Annotated in this window: 19 protein-coding genes and 1 tRNA gene; 11 read left to right on the top strand and 9 right to left on the bottom strand. The window is 55.2% G+C overall.

Going from position 1 to position 21,995, the window contains the following annotated elements:
• Positions 1–13 precede the first annotated feature (13 nt).
• The 3 genes from N7U68_RS11675 to N7U68_RS11665 all read right to left on the bottom strand — a co-directional run bounded on the left by N7U68_RS11675 (position 14) and on the right by N7U68_RS11665 (position 3,507).
• A complete protein-coding gene (locus N7U68_RS11675; RefSeq protein WP_263046904.1) occupies positions 14–1,447 on the bottom strand; it encodes an NAD(P)-dependent oxidoreductase in 1,434 nt (477 codons plus the stop codon).
• 146 nt (positions 1,448–1,593) lie between these two features.
• Entirely contained in the window at positions 1,594–2,400 is an 807-nt protein-coding gene (locus tag N7U68_RS11670) for an undecaprenyl-diphosphate phosphatase (protein ID WP_206295778.1), read from the bottom strand.
• Positions 2,401–2,526: 126 nt separating this feature from the next.
• Positions 2,527–3,507 carry a complex I NDUFA9 subunit family protein gene (locus N7U68_RS11665; RefSeq protein ID WP_263046903.1) on the bottom strand — a complete coding sequence of 327 codons (981 nt, stop codon included), beginning with the start codon at positions 3,505–3,507 and terminating at the stop codon, positions 2,527–2,529.
• Between the two features lie 154 nt (positions 3,508–3,661).
• On the opposite strand from N7U68_RS11665, the gene N7U68_RS11660 reads away from it, so the two are divergent.
• A tRNA-Leu gene (locus N7U68_RS11660) sits at positions 3,662–3,747 on the top strand.
• A gap of 165 nt (positions 3,748–3,912) precedes the next feature.
• Positions 3,913–5,097 (top strand): tyrosine-type recombinase/integrase, encoded by a 1,185-nt coding sequence (locus tag N7U68_RS11655; RefSeq protein ID WP_263046902.1) that lies wholly within the window; start codon positions 3,913–3,915, stop codon positions 5,095–5,097.
• Positions 5,098–5,387: 290 nt separating this feature from the next.
• Here N7U68_RS11655 and N7U68_RS11650 read toward each other — a convergent pair whose 3' ends face one another.
• Positions 5,388–6,623 (bottom strand): glycosyltransferase family 2 protein, encoded by a 1,236-nt coding sequence (locus N7U68_RS11650; protein WP_263046901.1) that lies wholly within the window; start codon positions 6,621–6,623, stop codon positions 5,388–5,390.
• Entirely contained in the window at positions 6,616–6,840 is a 225-nt protein-coding gene (locus N7U68_RS11645; protein WP_308446138.1) for a hypothetical protein, read from the bottom strand. Before N7U68_RS11645 ends, N7U68_RS11650 begins: the two co-directional genes overlap by 8 nt.
• Positions 6,841–7,088: 248 nt before the next feature.
• On the opposite strand from N7U68_RS11645, the gene istA reads away from it, so the two are divergent.
• Both istA and istB read left to right on the top strand, forming a co-directional pair.
• Complete coding sequence (gene istA, locus N7U68_RS11640; RefSeq protein WP_263046779.1) at positions 7,089–8,618, top strand: IS21 family transposase; 1,530 nt, start codon at positions 7,089–7,091, stop codon at positions 8,616–8,618.
• The gene (gene istB / locus N7U68_RS11635) at positions 8,608–9,399 is read left to right on the top strand and encodes an IS21-like element helper ATPase IstB (protein WP_263046774.1); all 792 of its coding nucleotides are present in this window, start codon (positions 8,608–8,610) and stop codon (positions 9,397–9,399) included. The genes istA and istB overlap by 11 nt, the downstream gene beginning before the upstream one ends.
• A gap of 427 nt (positions 9,400–9,826) precedes the next feature.
• Here istB and N7U68_RS11630 read toward each other — a convergent pair whose 3' ends face one another.
• The 4 genes from N7U68_RS11630 to N7U68_RS11615 form a co-directional block, all read right to left on the bottom strand.
• A complete protein-coding gene (locus tag N7U68_RS11630) occupies positions 9,827–10,678 on the bottom strand; it encodes a hypothetical protein (protein ID WP_263046900.1) in 852 nt (283 codons plus the stop codon).
• Positions 10,679–10,680: 2 nt separating this feature from the next.
• A complete protein-coding gene (locus tag N7U68_RS11625) occupies positions 10,681–11,646 on the bottom strand; it encodes a ParB/RepB/Spo0J family partition protein (protein WP_263046899.1) in 966 nt (321 codons plus the stop codon).
• Positions 11,646–12,851 (bottom strand): DNA adenine methylase, encoded by a 1,206-nt coding sequence (locus N7U68_RS11620; protein WP_263046898.1) that lies wholly within the window; start codon positions 12,849–12,851, stop codon positions 11,646–11,648. Before N7U68_RS11620 ends, N7U68_RS11625 begins: the two co-directional genes overlap by 1 nt.
• Positions 12,852–13,070: 219 nt before the next feature.
• The gene (locus N7U68_RS11615; protein WP_263046897.1) at positions 13,071–13,247 is read right to left on the bottom strand and encodes a helix-turn-helix transcriptional regulator; all 177 of its coding nucleotides are present in this window, start codon (positions 13,245–13,247) and stop codon (positions 13,071–13,073) included.
• Between the two features lie 1,309 nt (positions 13,248–14,556).
• Between N7U68_RS11615 and N7U68_RS11605 the strand changes: the two genes are divergently transcribed.
• The 7 genes from N7U68_RS11605 to N7U68_RS11575 all read left to right on the top strand — a co-directional run bounded on the left by N7U68_RS11605 (position 14,557) and on the right by N7U68_RS11575 (position 21,995).
• Positions 14,557–15,984 (top strand): NAD-dependent succinate-semialdehyde dehydrogenase, encoded by a 1,428-nt coding sequence (locus N7U68_RS11605; protein WP_263046896.1) that lies wholly within the window; start codon positions 14,557–14,559, stop codon positions 15,982–15,984.
• Between the two features lie 13 nt (positions 15,985–15,997).
• Entirely contained in the window at positions 15,998–17,131 is a 1,134-nt protein-coding gene (locus N7U68_RS11600; protein WP_165195359.1) for a zinc-binding dehydrogenase, read from the top strand.
• Positions 17,132–17,160: 29 nt separating this feature from the next.
• On the top strand, positions 17,161–18,183 hold the full coding sequence (locus tag N7U68_RS11595) for an ABC transporter substrate-binding protein (RefSeq protein WP_263046895.1): 1,023 nt from the start codon (positions 17,161–17,163) through the stop codon (positions 18,181–18,183).
• Positions 18,184–18,350: 167 nt separating this feature from the next.
• On the top strand, positions 18,351–19,349 hold the full coding sequence (locus N7U68_RS11590) for an ABC transporter ATP-binding protein (protein WP_373323003.1): 999 nt from the start codon (positions 18,351–18,353) through the stop codon (positions 19,347–19,349).
• Positions 19,346–20,245 carry an ABC transporter permease gene (locus N7U68_RS11585; protein ID WP_165195365.1) on the top strand — a complete coding sequence of 300 codons (900 nt, stop codon included), beginning with the start codon at positions 19,346–19,348 and terminating at the stop codon, positions 20,243–20,245. Before N7U68_RS11590 ends, N7U68_RS11585 begins: the two co-directional genes overlap by 4 nt.
• Positions 20,245–21,063, top strand: coding sequence for an ABC transporter permease (locus N7U68_RS11580; RefSeq protein ID WP_263046893.1), 819 nt, complete (start codon positions 20,245–20,247; stop codon positions 21,061–21,063). Before N7U68_RS11585 ends, N7U68_RS11580 begins: the two co-directional genes overlap by 1 nt.
• A 2-nt stretch (positions 21,064–21,065) precedes the next feature.
• A complete protein-coding gene (locus tag N7U68_RS11575; RefSeq protein WP_263046892.1) occupies positions 21,066–21,995 on the top strand; it encodes a hydroxymethylglutaryl-CoA lyase in 930 nt (309 codons plus the stop codon).

The following is a 21,995-nucleotide window of genomic DNA, read 5'->3' as shown; positions in this document are numbered from 1 at the left end:
ATACCGACCCGGTCTATTCCGCCGCCATCGCCGCTGTGGCGCTCAGATCCTCCAGAACAGCCGCTGCCGTGTCACGGCCATCGCGGATCGCCCAAACGACCAGAGACGCGCCACGCACGATATCGCCCACCGCATAGACGCTGTCCATTTCAGTGCGCCCGGTGGTGTACTCGGCCTTGATCGTGCCCCAGCGGGTCACCGCCAGTTCGGGTTGATCCCACAGGCCCGGCAGGTCTTCGGCTTCAAACCCCAGTGCCTTGATAACAAGATCCGCAGGCTCATCATAAACTGCGCCTTCGATCTCTTCTGGGCTTTGGCGGCCCGTGGCATCGGGCGCTCCCAGCCGCATCTGCTGCACTTTCACTGCCGTTACCGGATCACCAAGAAAGCCCTTGGGCGCGCTCAACCATTCAAAGATCACGCCCTCTTCTTCGGCGTTGTTCACTTCGCGCTGGCTGCCCGGCATGTTGGCCCGGTCGCGTCGATACAGGCATTTGACCGATGTTGCGCCCTGCCGGATGGCGGTGCGCACACAATCCATCGCCGTATCGCCCCCGCCGATGACGACGACCCTCTTGCCGCTTGCGTTCAACTCGCCGCTATCGATCTCTGGCACTGTGTCACCAAACGATAGCCGGTTGGATGCCGTCAGATAGTCAATCGCTCGTACGATGCCGGTCGCACCGGCACCCGGACCCTGCAATTCGCGTGATTTATAGACACCTGTCGCGATAATCACCGCGTCATGCTTGCCCCGGATCGCACCAAAGGAAATGTCCTCACCCACGTTGCAGTCCAGCTTCATTTCCACGCCGCCCTGCTCCAACTGGTCGATGCGGCGCATGACCACGTCTTTTTCCAGTTTGAATCCGGGAATGCCGTAGGTCATCAGCCCGCCACCCCGGTCATAGCGGTCATAGACCGTCACCTGAACGCCCGCGCGCCGCAACACATCCGCGGCTGCCAACCCACCGGGGCCCGCGCCGATGATCCCGACGCTTTCGGCCCGGTCGGCCATGGGCGCGACGGGTTTGACCCAGCCTTGTTCCCATGCGGTGTCGGTGATGTATTTCTCGACTGATCCGATGGTCACGGTACCGTGGCCAGATTGCTCGATCACGCAGTTGCCTTCGCACAGGCGGTCTTGTGGGCAAATGCGGCCGCAAATTTCCGGAAAGGTGTTGGTGGCCTGACTCAGCTCATAGGCTTCTTGCAGCCGCCCTTCGGCGGTCAGACGCAACCAATCTGGGATGTTGTTGTGCAGAGGGCAGTGGGTCTGACAGTAGGGCACACCGCACTGGCTGCATCGGCTGGCCTGTTCGCGGGCCTTGGCGTCTGCGTACTCGGCATAAATCTCGTGGAAATCCTGATTGCGTAGATCAGGCGCGCGCTTTTCCGGCATATCCCGGGGCACGGTTACGAATTTTAGCATAGGATCATTGGCCACGAGCGCACCTCTTGTTTATGCGCCGTTCATAATACGTCCGGTTCGGAAATAAAAGTCAGTATTTGTGACCCAACATCACATAAAGATCACAAAATTCCAGATTTAAGGGCCGCCATTAAAAAAATTAGTAAACAAACAATACCTATCTAAAGTCCTGCCCATATGAGCGCTATCGCCACGACGCCCACGATGATTCGCCACCAGCCGAAAAAGGCATAGCCATTGCGGCTGATGAAATCCAAAACCCACTTGACCACAAAAACCGCCGTCACAAAGGCCAGCGCGAAGCCGACGGCAATATCGCCCAGCGCGCTGAGGTCCAACACATCGCGATTCTTCCACAGGTCATAGGCGAACGCGCCCGCCATGGTCGGGATCGACAGAAAGAACGAAAACTCTGCTGCGGCCCGTTTGCTAACCCCCATCAGCAGCGCCCCGACAATGGTCGCGCCAGAACGGCTGGTCCCCGGCACCATCGCCAGACACTGAAAGAGACCGATGGATAGTGCGATCGGCAACGGCAGGTTCATAGCGTCCTCATGCTGTGGCTCGGGTGCATGGCGATCGACGAATAGCATGATAACGCCGCCAATGATCAGCATCACAGCCACCAGAACTGGCGTTTCAAACAGAACCGCCTTAATAAACCCATGCGCCATCACACCGACGACCGCAGCAGGGAGGAACGCGATCAGAATCGACCACAGGAACCGCCGCGCGGCCGGATCATGGGGGGCTGCGCATAGTACGCCAGACAATCTGGTAAAATAGACCGTCAGGATAGCCAGCACAGCACCGAGCTGAATCACCACCTCGAACGTCCGCCCGGGGCTGTCGAATCCCAGAAAATGTCCGAACAACAGCAAGTGCCCGGTAGAGGACACCGGAATGAACTCTGTCAGCCCTTCGACCAGCCCTAGAAAGGCCGCGACCAGAGTAGTGTCAGACATCAGATATTTCCCGAAGTGTTATAGCGTGTGACAGAAATCCGCGTCACTGGAACTTGCCAGACAAACGCGACATTGGGGTGATGCGACGCCCTTCGCACGATCCCCGGCTCCTATCAAACGCAAACTGCCTCAGGCGCGCAGATTGCTGGCTGATTCCTTGATCGCCTCGTACTGACCCGCCGGGCGAAAGCGCCAAAGGTAATCCGGCAAAACGGCCTCAAGGGCCTGCGGCTCGATACCCAGATCGGCAAAGCCCTTTGCGTCATCGCCCACAACGTTGTCGTGGTGCAGGTTGGCAACCTGATCGCGGGTGATCTGTGGTGGCACCAGACCCAAAGATATAGTCTGAACCAGTTCCATCACACCCGCCATCAGCCGTGCGATCCCGAACGGTATGTTCATAATCAGGCGGCGGCGGCGAACCACATGCAGCATCTGCTGCATCAACTCGCGGAACGTGTTCACGTCCGGGCCGCCCAACTCGTAGATACCGGGCGCGGCTTGACCCAATGCCGCCATTTCCGCAGCGGCGGCGACGTCGTCGACATAAACCGGCTGAAACTTTGTATTCGCCCCGACCACTGGCAGAACCGGACCCATCCGCGTCATACTGGCAAACCGGTTAAAGAACGAATCCTCTGCCCCGAATATGACCGAGGGACGCAGAATCACGGCGCTTGGGAAATGCTCCAGCACCGCATCTTCGCCCATCCCTTTGGATCGGGCATATTCGCTGTCGGCATCCACATCGGCCCCGATGGCCGAGATGTGAATCATGCGCGCAATGCCCGTTTCGGCGGCGATGCGTGCGATGCGCGCGGCACCCTCATGCTGGACGGCGTCAAAATTATTCTTGCCCTTGCGATCGAATGTGCCAACGCAATTGATCACCACATCGGTACCCTGCATGACAGAGCGCACACTGTCATCGTCACGGATATTGCACAGAACCGGGGCAACCTGACCGACGACACCATAGGGCGTGACATGTACGGCCTCGTGTGGGCGTCTAACCGCGACGCGAACACGCCAGCCGGCTTTGGCCAAGCGTCTGGTGATATAGCGTCCGACAAAGCCTGATCCGCCGTAGATTGTGACGAGTTTCGACATGGACGTGCCTCCGGGCCAATGGACTAACAGTTATCAGTTTCAGTCCTACCCCCAAGGCGCGCTTTGAACAAGGCGCTATGGCATTTCGAAATGCGCGGCAAAATGCCGTTGACACTGCCGCGCCTCGGGTCTAAACGCACGGCTCACGACACCTGCCCAGGTGGCGGAATGGTAGACGCGCTAGCTTCAGGTGCTAGTATTCGCAAGGATGTGGAGGTTCGAGTCCTCTCCTGGGCACCAATTATCCTCAACATAGATGCTCATAAAGGTCCATTTTCATGGACTTTTTCGCGTTTTGGGGAAAGGCTTCTGACCATAGCTGAACACCGTACCCCACCCGATACCCCGTCATTTTGGGGTATCAAAGTGGGGTATCAAATAGCAGTCGCGGAGGTGATACCCCACATGGCTCTGACTGACCTCAAAATCCGTAAGGCAAAGTCCAAGGAAAAGCCGTACAAGGTCTATGATGCCCACGGTCTGTTTGTGCTAATAAAACCTAATGGGTCAAAGCTGTGGCGACAAAAATACAAGCATCTGGGCAAAGAGCGCTTGGTGACCCACGGTTCTTATCCGGACGTATCGCTACGAGAAGCCAGAGCCAAGCGGGACGCGATCAGCGCGCAGCTGGAGAGTGGAGTTGATCCCGCCGTCCAAAAACGTCTGAACCAGATCGAGGCTGAAACCCAAGCTCGAACCACCTTCCTGCTCGTGGCTGAAGAGTTCATTCAGCAGGCGTATGACCGTGAGTTGGCTGACGCCACGATGCGCAAGAAGGTTTGGCACATCCACACACTGGCTGAAGCGTTGCACCATCGTCCAGTCAATGAGATCACTTCTGCCGAAATCCTCCATCTGCTGAAGAAGGTCGAGCATAGCGGGCGGCGAGAGACGGCCAAAAAGTTGCGCGGTACGCTCTCTGGTGTGTTCCGGTTGGCGATTGTGACGTTGCGGGCGGAGAATGATCCGACCTTGGCGGTACGAGGTGCGTTGTTGCCGGTTAAGGTGACCAATCGAGCGGCGATCACTGATGAAAAAGCGTTTGGGCAGTTCTTGTGCGACCTTGAGGCCTATACGGGTGCTGGGGTGATCAAGGATGCGATCCTGTTCCAAATCCTAACGATGGCCCGCCCCGGCGAAGTGCGGGGTGCAAAACAGGCTGAATTCGATCTGGAAGAGAGAGCATGGAGCATCCCGGCTGAGCGAACGAAGATGCGGCGTGAGCACATAATACCGTTATCTGACCAGGCACTCGAACTGGTCAGATGCAATTGGATCGACGTTGAGGGGGTTGAGCTGATCTTTCCGTCGCTGAACTCCAACCGGAAATGGCTGTCTGAGAACGCTTTCAACTCAGCGATTCGCCGTATGGGGTACGCCAAAGAGGAAGTGACGGCTCACGGGTTTCGTGCTACCGCCAGCACAATTCTGAACACGCGTGGGCATGATGCGGATGTGATTGAGGCGGCGTTGGCCCATCAGGACAAGAATGCGATTCGGCGGACGTATAATCGGGCGACGTACTGGGAGCAGAGGGTGGTGTTGATGCAACGGTGGTCTGACATAGTGACCAAGCTTCGAGCCGGGTAACCAGATTGCAAATCCGTGAACAGGGGTTCGATTCCCCTACTCGCCTCCATTTAAAATCAAGCGTTTAGCGTAGATTTGAGCGCTTAAATTTTGGCAATAGTCTCTTTTTAGTCTCACAGAAAGCTCGATATCGATGGATCGAAGAAATTCGCATGAACATCCAACCGACTCGCAAATCTGTGATCGGTAGGTCCGCGGTTCGAGTCCGTGTGGGGCACCATTAAAATCAGATCCTTAGTGGATAACAGTGACTCTCTTAGGCTCCAAATCCGATGCGCTGTTGGTCAATTCTACAGTTTTCTGTGTCTAGTTTTATACTTTTTCCGTTCTACTCCACGGAGTTGATCAAAGAAGCAGTTAATTACGGGAAAGCTTCGTATGAACGAATTTAGAAAGCCTAGTGCCACAAATGCAACAAGAAGAGCATCGTTGAGAACTTCCTTCCGCTTCATAGCTAACCCACTGATCCAAAAAGATAAGATGTAAATAGCAAAGAAAATAGAAACCAGGTAGGCCTGCACTCCAAACAATAAAAGGAACAGCATGAACCACATGAAGATTGATTGGCCTAACCATCGAATGTAGTTCCAGACACAGAATGCATTCTGGATGCGGTTGTATGGCGAAGGTTGAAAGCCCGTATCTAATAGTAGTCGCCAGTAAAGTTGAATCTGAAATGCGCCTAAGGACCAGCCATATTGTTGTTGCCAGAGGCTTTTGAGTTCAGCCGGTGTGTCAGACCCTTCAAGCAGACCAATCGACCGTACCTTGTAACCCTTCATACAGCACATGTAGCCAAAGTGAATATCTTCGATCTTGACGGTTTCCGAAAATCCACCCAACTCTTTGAATGTACTGCATTTGATGCACATGCCGTGGCCAACAAGGTGATAAACACCGACTCTAAACTTATTATACAACCAGATTCGTGTCATCTCATGCGCCAAGGTCCAGCGAGTTTGGTGAGCTGCAAATGACTTTCCAACAATACTATTGTTGTCGTACCCTTCTAGGAAGTGTGTGTGCTGCTGTATGATCGCATGCTCTTGTAACATCGCTGTCCGTAGCAACTTAACGTTCTGCTGTGTGAACCGGGTGTCGACGTCCATAACATACAGCCATGTGTGATCAGTTTCTGTGTCGATTTGCGAAGCTGCAAAGTTAACTTGATGCGCTTTGATGGCCCCAGCTATGTTGCATTCTAAAATCTTTATAAAATCAGGCCGGGTTACGACCTTGTTTGCAAGTTTCAGTGTTGGATTTATGCCGTCTCCGTTTCGTTCACGTGCATTACCAACAATGATTATCTGGGTAATTCCCTGCAGATCATTGCTTTCAAGGAATTTTATTGCTTCCTCAATGGTTTCCGTTTCTTCATAAACAGCCAAGATCATTACTAGAGCTTGACGAGGATTTTCAGACAACGACTCTTCCTGTTTTTCACCAAGGAAAGCGGAACTCCGTACAACGAATAGGAAATCGAAACACACAATCGCCAACCCTGTCAGAACGATCAATTCAATCATTATATGCCTCGCTTGCAACTGTTAGTGATGCGTCCAATAAATCGATGCTAGACACACGTGATGATGGCTCAGCGGCAAAGTCTTGCGTTTTTGCCAGAACTTCCTCTTTCGTCATCTCATCTGTTTCGATTATCAAGACCGGTACGAAATCTGAAAGCGCTTCAAAGAAGCGTTTGTTGAGGTCGTTGAACTTCCTCTCGGTAAAGTAGCCAGCCATAGGTATTCCGCGCTCAAGGGCTCTCTTTGATCTAGTCTCGTACGAAGCGCTTAAGTAGACAATTTTGTCAGGGTGAATTAGGTTATCTCGGTACCGCCGATACATCTTATGGTAGCTCGCGGAATGTCGTCGGGTTGTTGATTGTCACTGAGAACTGACCCGGTAGCCCCATAAATTGTCACTGAGAACTGACCCATGTGAACACACTTCCCCGACGGTTTTGGTTGGGGGGATTTGGAGTGATCGACATGGGATTTTTGAGTGTCATTCGACGCTGGGCATTGCGTGACAAAATGCCAATCAGGGAGATTGCCCGGCGGACGGGTTTGTCTCGGAACACGATCAAGAAGTATCTGCGTGAAGGTGCGGTGGAGCCGAGGTTCAAGACGCCCAAGCGTCCAAGCAAGCTGGACCCCTACGCGGATCGGCTGTCAGCCTGGCTTTTAATCCAGACGCGGAAGTCACGCAAAGAGCGGCGGACAGTGAAGCAAATGCATGCTGATCTGGTGAAGCTGGGATATAATGGTTCCTATGAACGCGTGGCAGCTTTCGCCCGGGCATGGCGTGAAGATCGGCATCGAGCGGAACAGACGACGGGGCGCGGCACCTATGTGCCTTTGGTGTTCGCGCCCGGCGAAGCCTTCCAATTCGATTGGAGCGAGGACAGGGCCAACATCGGTGGTGAGCGCGTCAAACTTCAGGTCGCGCATATCAAACTGTCACACAGCCGGGCTTTCTTGGTGCGGGCCTACCCGCTGCAAACGCACGAGATGCTGTTTGACGCCCACTGGCATGCATTCCGCGTCTTCGGCGGCGTGCCTGGTCGCGGGATCTATGACAATATGAAGACCGCCGTTGATCGTGTGGGCAAAGGCAAGCAGCGGGACGTCAATGCACGCTTCAAGGCTATGGCCAGCCACTACGTGTTTGAGCCCGAGTTCTGCAATCCAGCCGCAGGTTGGGAGAAAGGCCAGGTTGAGAAGAACGTGCAGGATGCGCGCAACCGCATGTGGCAGGTCATGCCAGTCTTTGCCGATCAGGCAGAGCTGAACCAATGGCTTGAAGATCGCTGTATCGCCCTTTGGGCAGAGACACCGCACAAGGCTTTGCCGGGGTCCATCGCTGACGTGTGGGAGGCCGAGAAGCCCACGCTGATGGCACTGCCGCCGGCATTCGATGGCTTTATCGAACATAGTAAGCGTGTGTCACCCACATGCCTGATCACGTTCGAACGCAATCGCTACAGCGTTCCCGCCAGCTTTGCGAACCGACGTGTCAGTTTGCATGTCTATCCCGAACGGCTGGTCATGGTCGCTGAAGGGCAAACGGTTTGCGAGCATGCGCGGATCATCGAGCGGTCTCATCGCAAGCCCGGCAAGGTCATCTATGACTGGCGTCACTATCTCGCTGTCATCCAACGCAAACCAGGTGCCTTACGCAATGGTGCGCCGTTCACGGAGATGCCGGATGCCTTCCGGCAACTTCAGGATCACATGCTGCGTAAAGAAGGCGGTGACCGAGAGATGGTCGACATTCTGTCTCTGGTCCTTCAGCACAACGAAGATGACGTTTTGTGCGCAGTGGAGCTGGCACTTGAAGCGGGCGTCCCCACCAAGACGCACATCCTGAACCTGTTGCATCGATTGATCGACCGCAGACCGACAGATCACCCCGAGGTCGATCCGCCGGACGCACTGGCATTGCAGTCAACGCCAGAGGCCAACGTCGATCGCTATGACGGGTTGCGACAGACTAAGGAGAAGCGCCATGCGTCATGACCCAGCAGGAGCTTCTATCGTGATCATGCTACGCAGTCTCAAGCTGTACGGCATGGCAAATGCGATTGAAGACTTGGTCGCCCAGGGCGCGCCAGCGTTCGAAGCTGCCACACCAATGCTGTCACAGCTGCTCAAGGCCGAGATCGCCGAGCGCGAGGTACGGTCTATCGCCTACCACACGAAGGTCGCCCGCTTCCCCGCATATAAAGACCTCACCGGCTTTGACTTTGCGTCCAGTGAGATCAACGAGGCAACAGTCCGACAGTTGCATCGGTGCGAGTTCATTGAAGCGACTGAAAATGTCGTGCTGATCGGCGGCCCCGGAACCGGCAAAAGCCATACTGCTACAGCAATTGGTGTGCAGGCGATTGAGCATCACAGGCGAAAGGTCCGCTTCTTCTCGACCGTGGAATTGGTTAATGCACTGGAGCAAGAGAAAGCGCTTGGAAAGGCTGGGAAACTGGCTGAGATGCTGACCAAGGTCGATTTGGTTATCTTAGACGAGCTTGGCTACCTGCCGTTCAGTTCATCTGGTGGGGCATTGCTCTTCCACCTACTCAGTAAGCTCTATGAGCGCACCAGTGTGATCATCACCACCAACCTTAGCTTCTCAGAATGGGCGCAGGTCTTCGGGGATGCAAAGATGACCACCGCTCTCTTGGATCGGCTTACCCACCGCTGCCACATCCTCGAAACCGGAAACGACAGCTACCGCTTCAAGGTCAGTTCTGAGGCAGCAAAGAAAACTGCAAAGGAGGCCAAAACATTGACCGCATCATAGACCACGACGCATAACTGAGGGTGGGTCAAATCTCGGTGAAAATACCGGGTCAGTTCTCAGTGACAATCAACAACCCAGACGGCTATCGGGCATTTGCGCTGGAAGTGGATCGCGGGACGGAGCCGGTCAAATCGAGTGCCGCGAGGAAGTCTTTGCAGCGGTCGGTATCGCAGTATGTTCGTGTTTTGGATGAAAAATTGCACCAACGGCATTACGGGTTGAAGTGCAACTTGGCAGTGCTTTGGCATTTCGGCAGTGCCAATCGCAGGCGGCAGTTCGGAGGGCTCGTTCCAGACGATGACCGGCGGTTTCTGACTGCGCCGGTTGATAGGCTGTTTCCGAGGCTTGCGGCGCTGGAAAGGGTTCTGGGTGTGCAGAGAGTTTGAAGTGTTTATTTTCACCTTGCAAAAAGCGGGTCGCTTAGTAATTAACTTGCTATACCGCCCGTCAACCCGAGCCCTTTCATAGCTTTGCAAAAAGTTGATATTTGTTTTAGGCCATCCAGAAATCCGTGTCGGCAGTCTCGGTATTTGATTGCGGCTTGAATTTTACTCTTGGGAAAATGTGCACTTGCGTTTCTATATTTTGCAACATAGGCACGTGCTCCGCCAATAGGTGCAAGTGCACTCCCGAACTGGGGCACTGCAACCATCGCATCTAGTGTCTTTGCCATCTGACCAGCTTGGGCATCGCTCCGCTGCAACCAACCTTTCTTAACTGCATCGCGTCCTGCTTTAAGAATAAACCCTTCCAAGACTTCTGCAATATCGGCTGCTCCAGATGGTGCGCTGGCTTGGTAGCGATCGAACGCTTCACGCAAGCGGCGACGAATTGTTGGAGACAAACCTTTAATCTCACTATTGAAATCAATTTCTGAAATTCGTTGGATCAAAGGAATGCAACCAGCTACTCTCTGGACCGCCCCATTGCTTGAAACTGTCAATAGTCCGAACCCATGTAAAATTAACTTCTTCGCTTCAGAATGGCCTTGATGCGCTAAATATGCTTCCTCGGGACAAACGCAATAAACTGAAATTGGGAAGCTGAGATCTAGAATATCCATTCGACGCATCGAAAGAATTTGTGGATACGGGTTTTCAGACACCTCAGCGAGAACGGTAAGGTGCGTCTGAACTTTAAATTGTAATGAAGGCGTCCAGTTTAGATTTCGATCCAATTCTTGATCAACCCGGATGGGTGGATTCTGATAATAGTTAGCAAAATATAGTTTTGCAGAATCCTTAAGGAAATCAGCTCCCGAGGTGAGGCCAGAGACCATAACTACCTCCCCAATATTCTGCCAAGAACTTTATGAAGTTGTTTGAAAGACTTCATCAAATCGTCATCAAGCTCCGACCGCTGGTTTTCATTTTCGACATCTTCAATAAAACTCATCAAGGACTGAACTGAGCGGCCTACTCTTTTTTCTACATATTCGAACTGAACTGCCTCCACATACGCCTCGCGAATGGAGGTTCCCTTCGTGGAATCAAATACCTTGTCGAGTGCACGTTTGGCCTGGCTCTGCGCGATCCCCAGCCCATCAACGGCAGTTGCAATCTTTGATAGCTGCCGAAAATCCGTTACCGCGGCAATCTTTCCTTTCTTGAACTTTTCAATCAGGACATCTCTCATTTCCTCTAGCAGTGGAGCATACTCCGGAAGTCTGTTTACAACAGTCTTAAGCGAACGCTCCATTTCTATAAAAAAGTCCTCTGAAAGTCGCTGTTGAAGCTTGGGCTTATCGAGCTCATCCAACAGCATAACCTTGAATCGTTCAGGCAAATCGATCAGTAGCTGGCATCTTCGGATTGCACCGCGAGTCAATCCTGTAAGCTCAGAGAGGATAATTTCGTTAGGAGCCTGTGCATTTTCATTTTCATAAAGTGCCATTACTCGTTCAAGTTTCGATGCAATAGTGAAGTAATCCCACTGCTCGCGCAAAGCATGAATGTTGTACATTAGGACAAGATTCTCTAGTTCAGACGGTCTATCTTGAACAATTGCTGGGATAGATTTAAGGTTTAACTTTTGCGCACATCTCCACCGGCGCTCTCCATCCAAAAGAGTAAAGTGATCGCCATCTTGAAAAACCGTTATTGGGACTTGTATCCCATGTTTATCAATAGAGAGCATTAAGCTCTCCATTTCCTCTTGCCGAAAAACCAGACGTGGGTTCTCCGGATTTGCTCGAACCTGCGCTGGGGACAGATTCTTGAGAACTTGTCGCGATCCTTTTCTTGCCATCACGGATACGCCCTGTAGATAATTTCCGTCACATTCATCTTCCCAGGACCCTTCGAGCCGCCCATTGTGGAGTGTCTATGGTCGATCTCTAGTATCTGCGGGTCACGGCCATACTTGTCTTTGATTTTTTGAGGCAGCACATCTCTTGAATTCGCTAATAGGCCGTTAGTAGGGTAACTCAACACCAGATCAGCACCTATTTCAACGCAGTTCGAAATCAATTTATCGAATGCTTCAGAAACGCGTGATGATAGGCAAAAGTCAGACGCCTCTCTATCGGTACGATATCGCCCTTTTCCCTCAGCTTCCGGATAATCATAAAGGACAATGGTCTCATATAGATGATAATATCTCGAATACTGGTCGGAAGTGTATGGTGGATCAGCATAAACTACTGATGGAACTCCGTCTGAGTTGCCGATAAAACTTGATAATGCACTATTTGCCTCACCCCGCATTGCAATGTTGCGGGAGCGCCAGTCAGTATTTCCAACAGGTTCAAGACTCTCAATCGCTGACAAGAAACAGTCTTTCACCGAACGTTGCCTTTGCTGCGCAAACCTCGGCAAGTTCGCAGGTTTAGCTGTCAGTGGTTGCGCAAAATGTCCTGTACTACTTGCGCAGCGGTTCAGCGCGACAGCAAGTGCCAGTATCAACCATCGGTGCTGGTCAGAATCTATTTGATGTTCGTCAAGCATGATGTCCAGAGAGTGCCGTAGCGCGTCAATCTCTATGCACTGAAGCAACCCAAAATACGCACCGGCGAAAGTATCTCGGAACAGGGTCGCATCACCTGTTTGCTCAAAACCTCCGTCTAGTGGTCCATACATAATCCATTCCGCGTAAATGTCATTTAATCTTACTGAATCATAGTCAGCTAGCGCCTTACTTTCTGCTGCAATCCTATTCCCAGCAATCTTTTCTTGTTTCGACAAGTGTTTTGAGTAATGTTGGTTCAGCTTTGCAACTACATCTATTCGCTGAGGCGGGTGACTCTGTGAGCAAAAGTGCGCTTGAGCAACAGATTGTGCAAAGTGTTGAAGGTCGTTTGTCCATGTTTGTCGGGCGGGAGCAACGCTTTTCGCAACCGCGCAAAGACCTGAGAAAACGTCTAAAAGTGGCCCTGGGGGCGACGCAGAAACAACTTCCGCTACTACGGGGGCCAAAGATTTCTTTGTTCCCATGTAGCTGATTGAGATCGTCACTATGAAATTCCATTTTAGACCATATCAGCTGTCGAAAACTAACCTCTTGGACCCTAAACTACAATCGGCTTGCGATACAACCACAGGATGCCTTGCTGCGCTATTTAGGGCGATACGCTGTCCAACGTCAGTATTTTGGAGCTCCAGTTCGACCTACCATGTCAGGTGGCCAGATAGTGCACATCTGGCCACCCAGCTCCCAAAGGAGCGTCGGTGTGGTTATCGGCTGTCCAACCTTGTTTGCAGCCAGTCCAGCACTTCAGCTTCCACCCATCCCACGCGGTTCGAGCCGAGCTGTACCCGCTTGGGGAACGCTCCAGCCTTCTCCAGACGTGCAATGTGTTGAGGTGAATACAAGACCAGCTCCTTCAGTTGGGTTTTCGATAGTATCCGCATCACGATGTCTCCATGATTGAAGAGCATCGCGATGCCCAAGGGTTACGACAATACCCCGAGGTGGGGGAAGCGTAGCAACATCGGGTGATCGATCAAGAGTGGCGTCTGCCATCGTCAAACCCATTGTGTGAATCGCCGTGTTCTGGCATGTTCAGAAGGGTGATGCATTGGTCATTGTATGGTCCCCGGTCTGCCCTCGAACCTCTAAATGCAGCTGGGTGCGGGGGTATCAATGGGGGTATCCGGCAAAACCACATGGAACATAAGATTTTGAAATCAAATGATTATATGGAATATGTGAGTCCTCTCCTGGCACCACCAAAATCCCTAAGGTGTTGTTTTATGTAAATTTGCAACGTGGACTAAATTTCAGGCCACCTGCCATACTACCCCCTTTGTGTCAGTGGGGGGCGCGTGTCCCTTTTGGAGTTCTTTTCGCAATGCAGGAAGTACCTCTCAGATTCTGACGATTGCTGTGCCTCCGGTCCATCTCATTGAAAATAGACGCGCGCGCTCTGTCAGCCCATCCCTCTCAACCTACTCGAACAATATGGCCTCAGCTTCGGATAGCTGGCTCATGCTTGCGGTCGCCATTGTCTCCGCGCGCCTCATGGTTGACACCAAGACGGTCGTCTCACACATCAAGGTTAACATAACTTCACCAGAACTCTGGAGCGCGGCGAGCATCCTAACCGGGCTATGAAACGCACCCCCGGAGCCCCTCATGCCACTGGCGGACTAATGCGGGCGATCGAAAGTCATTCTGATACCCCGCCTACATCCACTTGGTTGAATGCTCCGACATTTCCTGCGCCGCTCCGGCGACCCCCGGATCATCGTGACGAACGAGTAGCGTAGTTGTTTGAGGTCTATCCGCAAGCGCGCACGATCATCCGCCCCCGACGTTATCGGATCTCCGCACTCACTTATCGGTACGCCAGTGCCGATGCTTTTGATCTCTGGAAAACCTATGCGGCGGAAATGGCCGCTTGAGAACCGGGCAATTCGCACGTCCCAATCACGCGAAAACGAGTTGGTACTGCCTGAATGGCTGCTTCGGGTCGAGCTTTCTGCTGATTCGTCGCTGTGCCGAGAGTTATCATTTGCCCGAATATTGTCCCTATTCAGCGGCGATTTTGTTCTTTGGAAGAGGTGGGTCGTTCCGATAGCGACTATTGGGAACGATTACATCTCCACGTTTTAGTACTCCAATTCAATCTGTTGTGTGTGTTTGAAAAATATATTGTTGACTAAAGCAACGATATAGATGATTTGTGGAACACAAGATTGAAATCGGAGGAGGTCAGACGTGGTAAAGCCAGCTCAAATGTTCATTGCGGGCGAGTGGTGCGATGGGCAGAACGGATCGGCAGATGTATTGGATCCGGCGACGGGCGAGGCCATCGGGGCTGTAGCCATTTCGGGAGCCTCCGACCTAGATCGCGCGCTGGACGCCGCGGAGACGGCTTTTAAATCGTGGTCACAGACCTCAGCCTACGAGCGGTCGGCCCTGCTACGCAAGGCGGCGGACCTGCTGCGTGATCGCGCCGAGGACATTGGCCGTCTGATGGTGCGCGAACAGGGCAAGCCGTTCGCGGAAGCCAAGGGCGAGGTCATCGGCTCCAGCGATCATATCGACTGGGCGGCCGAAGAGGGACGACGCATGTATGGCCGGGTCATCCCGGCGCGCGCGTCCAATATTCAGCAGATCGCCTACAAAGTTCCACTGGGCGTCGTCGCCGGTTTTTCTCCGTGGAATTTCCCGGTTAGCCAGGCTGTGCGCAAGATCGCCGGCGCGCTCGGCGCGGGTTGCACGATCATTATCAAGTGTCCTGAAGAAACGCCCTATAGCTGCGCGGAGCTGGTCCGATGCTTCGAGGATGCGGGTGTTCCAAGGGGCGTGGTCAACCTCGTATACGGTGTGCCGAACGAGGTCTCAGAATACCTTATTCCTGCAGCTCCGGTTCGCATGGTCTCATTCACCGGGTCGGTTCCGGTTGGGAAGACGCTGGGCGAGATTGCTGCACGCCATGTGAAGCGTTGTACGCTGGAATTGGGCGGCCACTCACCATTCGTCGTGGCCGAAGATGCGAATGTCGATGCCGCCGTACAGTTGGCCGCCGTGCTGAAATACCGCAACGCGGGCCAGGTCTGCGCCGCGCCTTCACGCTTCTATATTCATGACGCGCATTATGAGCGGTTCCTAGAAGGGTTCGTGGCCGCGTCGAAAGCCCTGAAAGTCGGGTCCGGGTTCGAGGAGGGTGTGCAGATGGGCCCGCTGGCCAATGGCCGCCGGCTCGACGCGATGGAGGGGTTTGTTGCCGACGCCGTCGATCGCGGTGCGACGCTGGTGACCGGCGGTCGCCGGATCGGGAACAAAGGCAATTTCTTCGAGCCTACCGTTCTGACGGAGATTCCGGAAAATGCAAAGATGATGGTCGACGAGCCGTTTGGCCCGATCGCGCCAATCCTTCCGTTTTCGTCGCTTGAGACGGCGATCGAAAAGGCCAACGCGCTGCCATATGCGCTGGCAGCCTTCGCCTTTGGCACGTCCCACAGCACGGTGGATCAGCTGAGCCGTGGGCTTGAGGCGGGCATGGTGTCAATCAACCATTTCGGCATCGCGAGTCCGGAGACGCCGTTCGGCGGCATGAAGGAAAGTGGCTACGGCAGCGAAGGCGGCGTCGAAGGCATGGATGCCTTTGTCACGACAAAATTCGTCAGCGCTGCGGCGTGAAGGAGACGAACGAATGAGCCTCAAGACAAAAGCCGCGCTTCTGCTCAAACAAGGGGTCGAAGGCCCTTATGCCCAAAGCAAGCCCATCGAAATTGCCGAGATCGACCTTGCGCCGCCTGGCGACGAGGAGGTTCTGGTCAAGGTGACGGCGGCAGCGTTGTGCCACACCGACCTGAGCTTTATCAGTGGAGACAGGCCGAAGGAGATGCCGATGGTTCTCGGGCACGAGGCCTGTGGTGAGGTTTTGGAGGTCGGCGGTCGTGTCAGCGACTTGTCCGCAGGAGATCAGGTGATCTTTTCCTTCATGCCGCGCTGTGGCCATTGCCCGGAATGCATCGATGGACGACCGGTTCTGTGCGAAGAGGGCACTAAGGCCAACGCCGCGGGCACGCTGCTTTCCGGACATCGCCGGATGCAGCACAAAGGCAAGAATATCCATCACCAAGCGGGTCTTTCGGCCTTCTCGGAAATGGTCGTGGTGTCGCGCCATTCCCTGATCAAGGTGGATGACCCCGTCGAGCCGACACATGCCGCGCTATTCGGGTGCGCTGTTTTGACGGGCGGCGGCGCGGTTGCAAATTCCGCGGGTGTGAGCATTGGGGATACCGTTGCTGTTGTCGGCCTCGGCGGGGTCGGGCTTTCCTCGGTCATGATGGCGCGGGCCTGCGGAGCGCGCGAGATAATCGGGATCGATGTGAACGACGACAAGCTGGCCCAGGCGAAGGAGCTGGGCGCCACGGCAACCTTCAACGCGCGCGATGAAGGCTGCGTCGAAGCGGTTCTCGAGCACACCAAGGGTGGTGTCCAGTATGCACTGGAGATGGCCGGCGTGCCTTCGACGATGGAGATGGCCTATGCCATCACCCGACGCGGTGGCACTACCATTACCGCAAGTCTGGCGAGAAACGATACAATCTGGAACCTGCCGCCGGTTTCGCTGGTCGCCGGAGAACGCACGGTCAAGGGCAGCTACTTTGGGTCCAGTGTCCCGACGCGCGACGTTCCACGTTATCTCGATCTGTTCCGGCAGGGCCGGCTGCCAGTCGAGAAACTGCTGTCGGGCACGTTGTCGCTCGATCAGATCAACGAGGGCTTTGACAAACTCGCTGCTGGGGCGGTGACGCGTCAGGTCATCACATTCGACTAATCATCCAAATGTTCAAGAGGGAGGAAATTATGAAGAAGGTACTGATTACGGGACTGATCCCGATGATGGTGGCGGGCGGTGTGTCTGCACAGGAACTGACGATCGCCGGCTTCGGCGGCAAGGTGCAGGAGGATCTTGCCTCGACGCTCTGGATCCCCTCGGCAGAGCAGGCCGGCATCGGCCTGCGGCAGGAGAGCCATGACGGCATCGCCGGTGTGCGCGTACAGGTTCAGTCCGGAAACCCAGGCTGGGATATCGTGCACCTCGGGGCCGACAACTGCGCCGTGGGTGCGCGAGAGGGGCTTTTCGAACCGCTGGACTACTCGGTGATCGACGCAAGTGGCGTTCACGAGGCATCGCGCGGGGATGAATGGATTTCAATCAACTCCTACTCGGTCGTTCTGGGGTATCGCACCGATACCTATGGCGATAACCCGCCCAAGAACTGGGTCGATTTCTGGAACGTTGAAGATTTCCCCGGTCGCCGTGCGCTGGGTGTCTATCCGCAGGAAATGATGGAAATCGGTCTTCTCGGCGCGGGCGTCGCAAAGGAAGATGTCTATCCGCTGGACATGGAAAAAGCGATCAGTTCACTTGAGAAAATCCAGCCGCATATCGGCGTGTGGTGGGCATCGGGCGCGCAATCGGCGCAGTTGATCGCCGATGGTGAGGTTGACATGCTGGCGATCTGGGGTAGCCGGGTGACCGGGGTCATCAACAACGGTGCGCCGGTGGCTTACACCTATCAGGATGGTATTCTCGGCTCTGGCTGTCTGGCGATCCTGAAGGGGTCTGACAACGTCGAGGCCGCACAGACACTGATTTCGCTGGTCGTCTCGCCGGAAATGCAGGCTCACATTCCCGAGGAGATGCCCTATTACGGTCCGGCGAACCAAAAGGCGTTCGAACTCACCAATGCGCCGGAGGAGGTCGTGAAGGCGTCCAACACTGCGCCGGAGAACGCGGCGAAGCAGCTTATTCTCGACGTGGACTGGTGGGCGAAGAACGCCGCCGAGGTTCAGGAAGACTACAAGATGATGATGATCCAGTAAGAACGATCTTATCCTCGACATACTGCCCGGCACAGAGGTGTCGGGCAGGTCAAGGGCAGGACGGAGCCTGCCCCATCCAGACCCATAAAAGGTAATCAGACATGCCCGGTCAGGTCGCAATCCGCGAAGTCAGCAAGAACTACGGAACCTTCGTCGCGCTTGACGAAGTGAGCTTCGATATCGAACCCGGCGAGTTCATCACACTGCTGGGACCCTCTGGGTCGGGTAAGACGACCCTTCTCAACGTTCTGGCCGGCTTCACGCGGCCGAGCAGCGGCAGCGTGCAGCTTGACGGCAAGGAATTTCTGACACTGCCGCCGCATCGCCGCGACGTCGGCATGGTATTCCAGAGCTACGCGCTTTTCCCTCACATGACCGTCATCGAGAACGTCGCCTATCCACTCAAGCTCAGGAAAATCGGCAAGTCCGAGCGGGAACGCCGCGCCACTCAGGCGCTGTCCACGGTCAAGATGGATCACCTAGCCGGCAGGACGATCCAGGCGCTGTCTGGTGGACAGCGACAGCGGGTCGCGCTGGCGCGGGCCATGGTTTTCGAGCCCCGAATGATGCTTATGGACGAACCGCTGTCGGCGCTGGACAAAAACCTGCGCGAGCACATGCAGATCGAGCTCAAACGCCTCCATGCGATGTTGGGAACGACAACGGTTTACGTGACTCACGACCAGCGCGAGGCGCTGACGATGTCCGATCGGATCGCCGTAATCAACCACGGCAAACTCATGCAGCTTGACACACCGAGCCAGCTTTACGATTTCCCGGCGAACCGTTTTGTTGCTGAGTTCATGGGCGAGTCTTCGTTCCTGCCGGTCAAGGTCACCGACGGCACGCCCCGTCTATTTGGAAACCCGATCGTCACCCGTGAGCCGTGGAACGGAAAAGACGATGCGTGGCTGCTGATCCGGCCGGAGAAGCTGGCTTGGAATGCGCCGCAACAGGGCGTGGCCAATCGGATCGACGGCACCGCGCGAGAAGTGATCTATCAAGGGGACAGCTATCTGCTCGATATCGCGCTGCCAGAGGATTGTTCGGTGGAAGTGCGGTGCAACCCGCACACGGCCGGTATCGAGATACCGAAATCCGGCGAAAAGGTCTCGTTCTGGATCAAACAGTCCAGCACCATTCTGGTCGAGGATGCAGAGCAATGAACGATATCGCCATCTCTTCATCAGGCAAAAACGGAAGGTTGAACGCCGACACCCTGCGCCGCAAAGAAGTGATGGAGCGGTTCGGGGCAACGTCCCTGACATTTCCCGGCCTGTTCCTGATCGCTCTCGTGCTGCTTGTTCCCGTACTTTGGTTGTTCTGGCTGTCGGCATATGACGCAGCCGGAGATCTCAGTTGGGCGAATTACGAGCGCATGGGCAAGTCGATCTATGTGCGCACGTTCACCACGACCTTCAGGATCGCGATCATTGTGACGGTGTGCTGTGCCATTCTCGGATACCCGGTCGCTTACCTTATGTCGCAGGCGGGAAGGCGCCTTTCGCTGGTGATCTTGCTGTCGGTCCTGTTGCCATTCTGGACCTCGGTGCTTGTGCGCACCTATGCGTGGCTTGTGCTTCTTCAGCGCACCGGACTGATCAACACGTGGCTGCAGAGCTGGGGCATCATCGATACGCCCCTTGCTCTGGTCCACAATGAATTCGGCACGATCATCGGCATGATTCACGTGATGCTGCCGTTCATGATCCTGCCGCTTTACGCGTCGATGAAAGCTGTTGATCCCTCTTTGATGCTGGCTGCGTCCAACTGCGGGGCCACGCCCACAACGGCGTTCTGGCAGATCTATTTCCCGCAGACGGTTTCTGGTCTCAGCTCCGGTGCCGGTCTGATCTTTGTGCTGTGTCTGGGCTTCTTCGTGACACCGGTGCTTCTGGGCGGTGGCCGAACGTACATGTGGGCCATGCAGATTGCCGACAACATCTCACTCTACGGCAACTGGGGGGCGGCGTCTGCGCTTGGTGTTGTGCTTGTGATCGCAACCGCGATGGTGCTTCTCGCCGTCCAATTTGTGCTACGCCGCGCCGGAGGTTCCAAGTAATGCTGACCGAACCTGTTACCCGAACCCAAATCACCCGTGGCCAGCGTCTTTGGCTCTATATCGTCGTAGCCTTGGTGATGATCTTCCTCGTCGTGCCCTGTCTTCTGGTCGTGCCGATGTCTTTCTCGGCGGGGGAATATCTAGAATTCCCGCCGAAGGAACTGAGCCTGCGTTGGTACAGGGCTTTCCTTGGCTCACCGGAATGGTTGAATGCGCTTTGGGTTTCCGTACGCGTGGCAGTGCCGACGATGATCATCGCGACGATCATCGGAACCGCCGCCGCATGGGGGTTGCATCGTCGTACGGATATCTTTGCGACGGGCGTCCGTGGGATCTTTATTCTGCCCATGCTCGTGCCTCTGATCCTGATCGCAGTCGGTGTGTTCTTCGTCTACGCCAAGGTTGGGCTGAACGGTACGATCGGCGGGCTTATCCTTGCGCATACCATGCTGGCCCTTCCTTTCGTGCTGACCGCCGTTGGCAGCGGGTTGTCGAGCTTCGACATGGCATTGCACGAAGCCTCCCGCAGCCTTGGAGCATCGGAATTGCGCGCCTTTCTTTCGGTCACCCTCCCGCAGATCAGGATTTCGGTCATGTCCGGCGCTGTCTTCGCCTTCGTCACATCCTTTGACGAGGTGGTGGTGGCGCTCTTTGTGTCCTCCGGTGAAAACGAGACACTGACGCGTCGGATGTTCGCCAACATCCGCGATCAGGTCGACCCGACCGTCGCCGCCATTTCGTCCCTGCTGGTCGGGATGGTGATCGTCGGCATGATTGTCTTTCTGTTCATCGGTCGCGACGAAAGTCAGGAGCATTGATGGTGCCGGACCCACTTGTGATCTGTGAATGCTTCGCCCGCGACGGGCTTCAGCACGAGCCTGTTCAGGTTGATACCAGCGACAAGGTCGCGTTGATCGACGCCATGACCGTCGCCGGCTTTCCGCGCATTGAGGCTACCAGTTACAGCCACCCGAAACGCGTGCCAGGATTTTCCGACGCAAGCGAGGTTCTGGCCGGTATCCGGCGGCGCGATGGCGTTCATTACAAGGCGACTTGTCCCAATCCGAAGGCTGTAGAACGCGCGCTGTCGGATCTGGAGGCTGGCCGCGAGGCGACCGAGCTTAGCTTTCTGTCTTCGGCCACGGAAACCCATTCGCAGAGAAACCTGCGCGCGTCGCGCGCAGAACAGTGGGCTCGCGTCGAGGAGATGGCGCAGGCCGCGGCAGGAAAGTTCCGCCTTGTCGGGGTTATCTCGGTGGCACTCGGGTGCCCGTTCGAAGGTCCGGTCGATCCGGGCCGCGTGGTCAAGGACGTCGCGCGCTTTGCCTCTTTGGGAGCCGAGTTGGTGACGGTAGGCGATACTGTCGGGGCGGGCACGCCGACGGCGGTCAGGGCGATGTGGGAACGGTTTGCCAGAGAGGTTCCCGACGTAACCTGCGTCGCGCATTTCCACGACACGCGCGGCACCGGTATCGCGAACTGCTTTGCGGCACTCGAGGGCGGGGCCACGCATTTCGACAGTGCCTTTGGCGGGGTCGGCGGGCACCCTTCCGAAATTCAATACGGGACCGGGCGGACGGGAAATGTTGCGACCGAGGATCTGGTTTCCATGTTCGAGGCCGAAGGCCACATCACGGGAATCGATCTGGATCGCATGATGCGGATCTCTGAACAGTGCGAGCAGGTGCTGGGCAGAACGCTTGACAGCAAGGTGGCGCGGGCGGGGTTGCTGCCGCGCCGAGCGGTGTGA

The organism is Roseovarius pelagicus, from assembly GCF_025639885.1.
Classification (GTDB): Bacteria; Pseudomonadota; Alphaproteobacteria; order Rhodobacterales; family Rhodobacteraceae; genus Roseovarius; species Roseovarius pelagicus.
Note: the sequence above shows the minus strand (reverse complement) of the source record. Positions and strands in the feature narration are given on the sequence as shown.

What these genes read in the sequence shown, in the direction of transcription:
- N7U68_RS11600 (WP_165195359.1), top strand. Translation starts at nt 15,998, where the DNA reads ATGAGCCTCAAGACAAAAGCCGCGCTTCTGCTCAAACAAGGGGTCGAA.
- istB (WP_263046774.1), top strand. Translation starts at nt 8,608, where the DNA reads ATGCGTCATGACCCAGCAGGAGCTTCTATCGTGATCATGCTACGCAGT.
- N7U68_RS11665 (WP_263046903.1), bottom strand. Translation starts at nt 3,507, where the DNA reads ATGTCGAAACTCGTCACAATCTACGGCGGATCAGGCTTTGTCGGACGC.
- N7U68_RS11615 (WP_263046897.1), bottom strand. Translation starts at nt 13,247, where the DNA reads ATGCGGATACTATCGAAAACCCAACTGAAGGAGCTGGTCTTGTATTCA.
- N7U68_RS11630 (WP_263046900.1), bottom strand. Translation starts at nt 10,678, where the DNA reads ATGGTCTCTGGCCTCACCTCGGGAGCTGATTTCCTTAAGGATTCTGCA.
- N7U68_RS11580 (WP_263046893.1), top strand. Translation starts at nt 20,245, where the DNA reads ATGCTGACCGAACCTGTTACCCGAACCCAAATCACCCGTGGCCAGCGT.
- N7U68_RS11625 (WP_263046899.1), bottom strand. Translation starts at nt 11,646, where the DNA reads ATGGCAAGAAAAGGATCGCGACAAGTTCTCAAGAATCTGTCCCCAGCG.
- N7U68_RS11585 (WP_165195365.1), top strand. Translation starts at nt 19,346, where the DNA reads ATGAACGATATCGCCATCTCTTCATCAGGCAAAAACGGAAGGTTGAAC.
- N7U68_RS11655 (WP_263046902.1), top strand. Translation starts at nt 3,913, where the DNA reads ATGGCTCTGACTGACCTCAAAATCCGTAAGGCAAAGTCCAAGGAAAAG.
- N7U68_RS11645 (WP_308446138.1), bottom strand. Translation starts at nt 6,840, where the DNA reads ATGGCTGGCTACTTTACCGAGAGGAAGTTCAACGACCTCAACAAACGC.
- N7U68_RS11595 (WP_263046895.1), top strand. Translation starts at nt 17,161, where the DNA reads ATGAAGAAGGTACTGATTACGGGACTGATCCCGATGATGGTGGCGGGC.
- istA (WP_263046779.1), top strand. Translation starts at nt 7,089, where the DNA reads ATGGGATTTTTGAGTGTCATTCGACGCTGGGCATTGCGTGACAAAATG.
- N7U68_RS11650 (WP_263046901.1), bottom strand. Translation starts at nt 6,623, where the DNA reads ATGATTGAATTGATCGTTCTGACAGGGTTGGCGATTGTGTGTTTCGAT.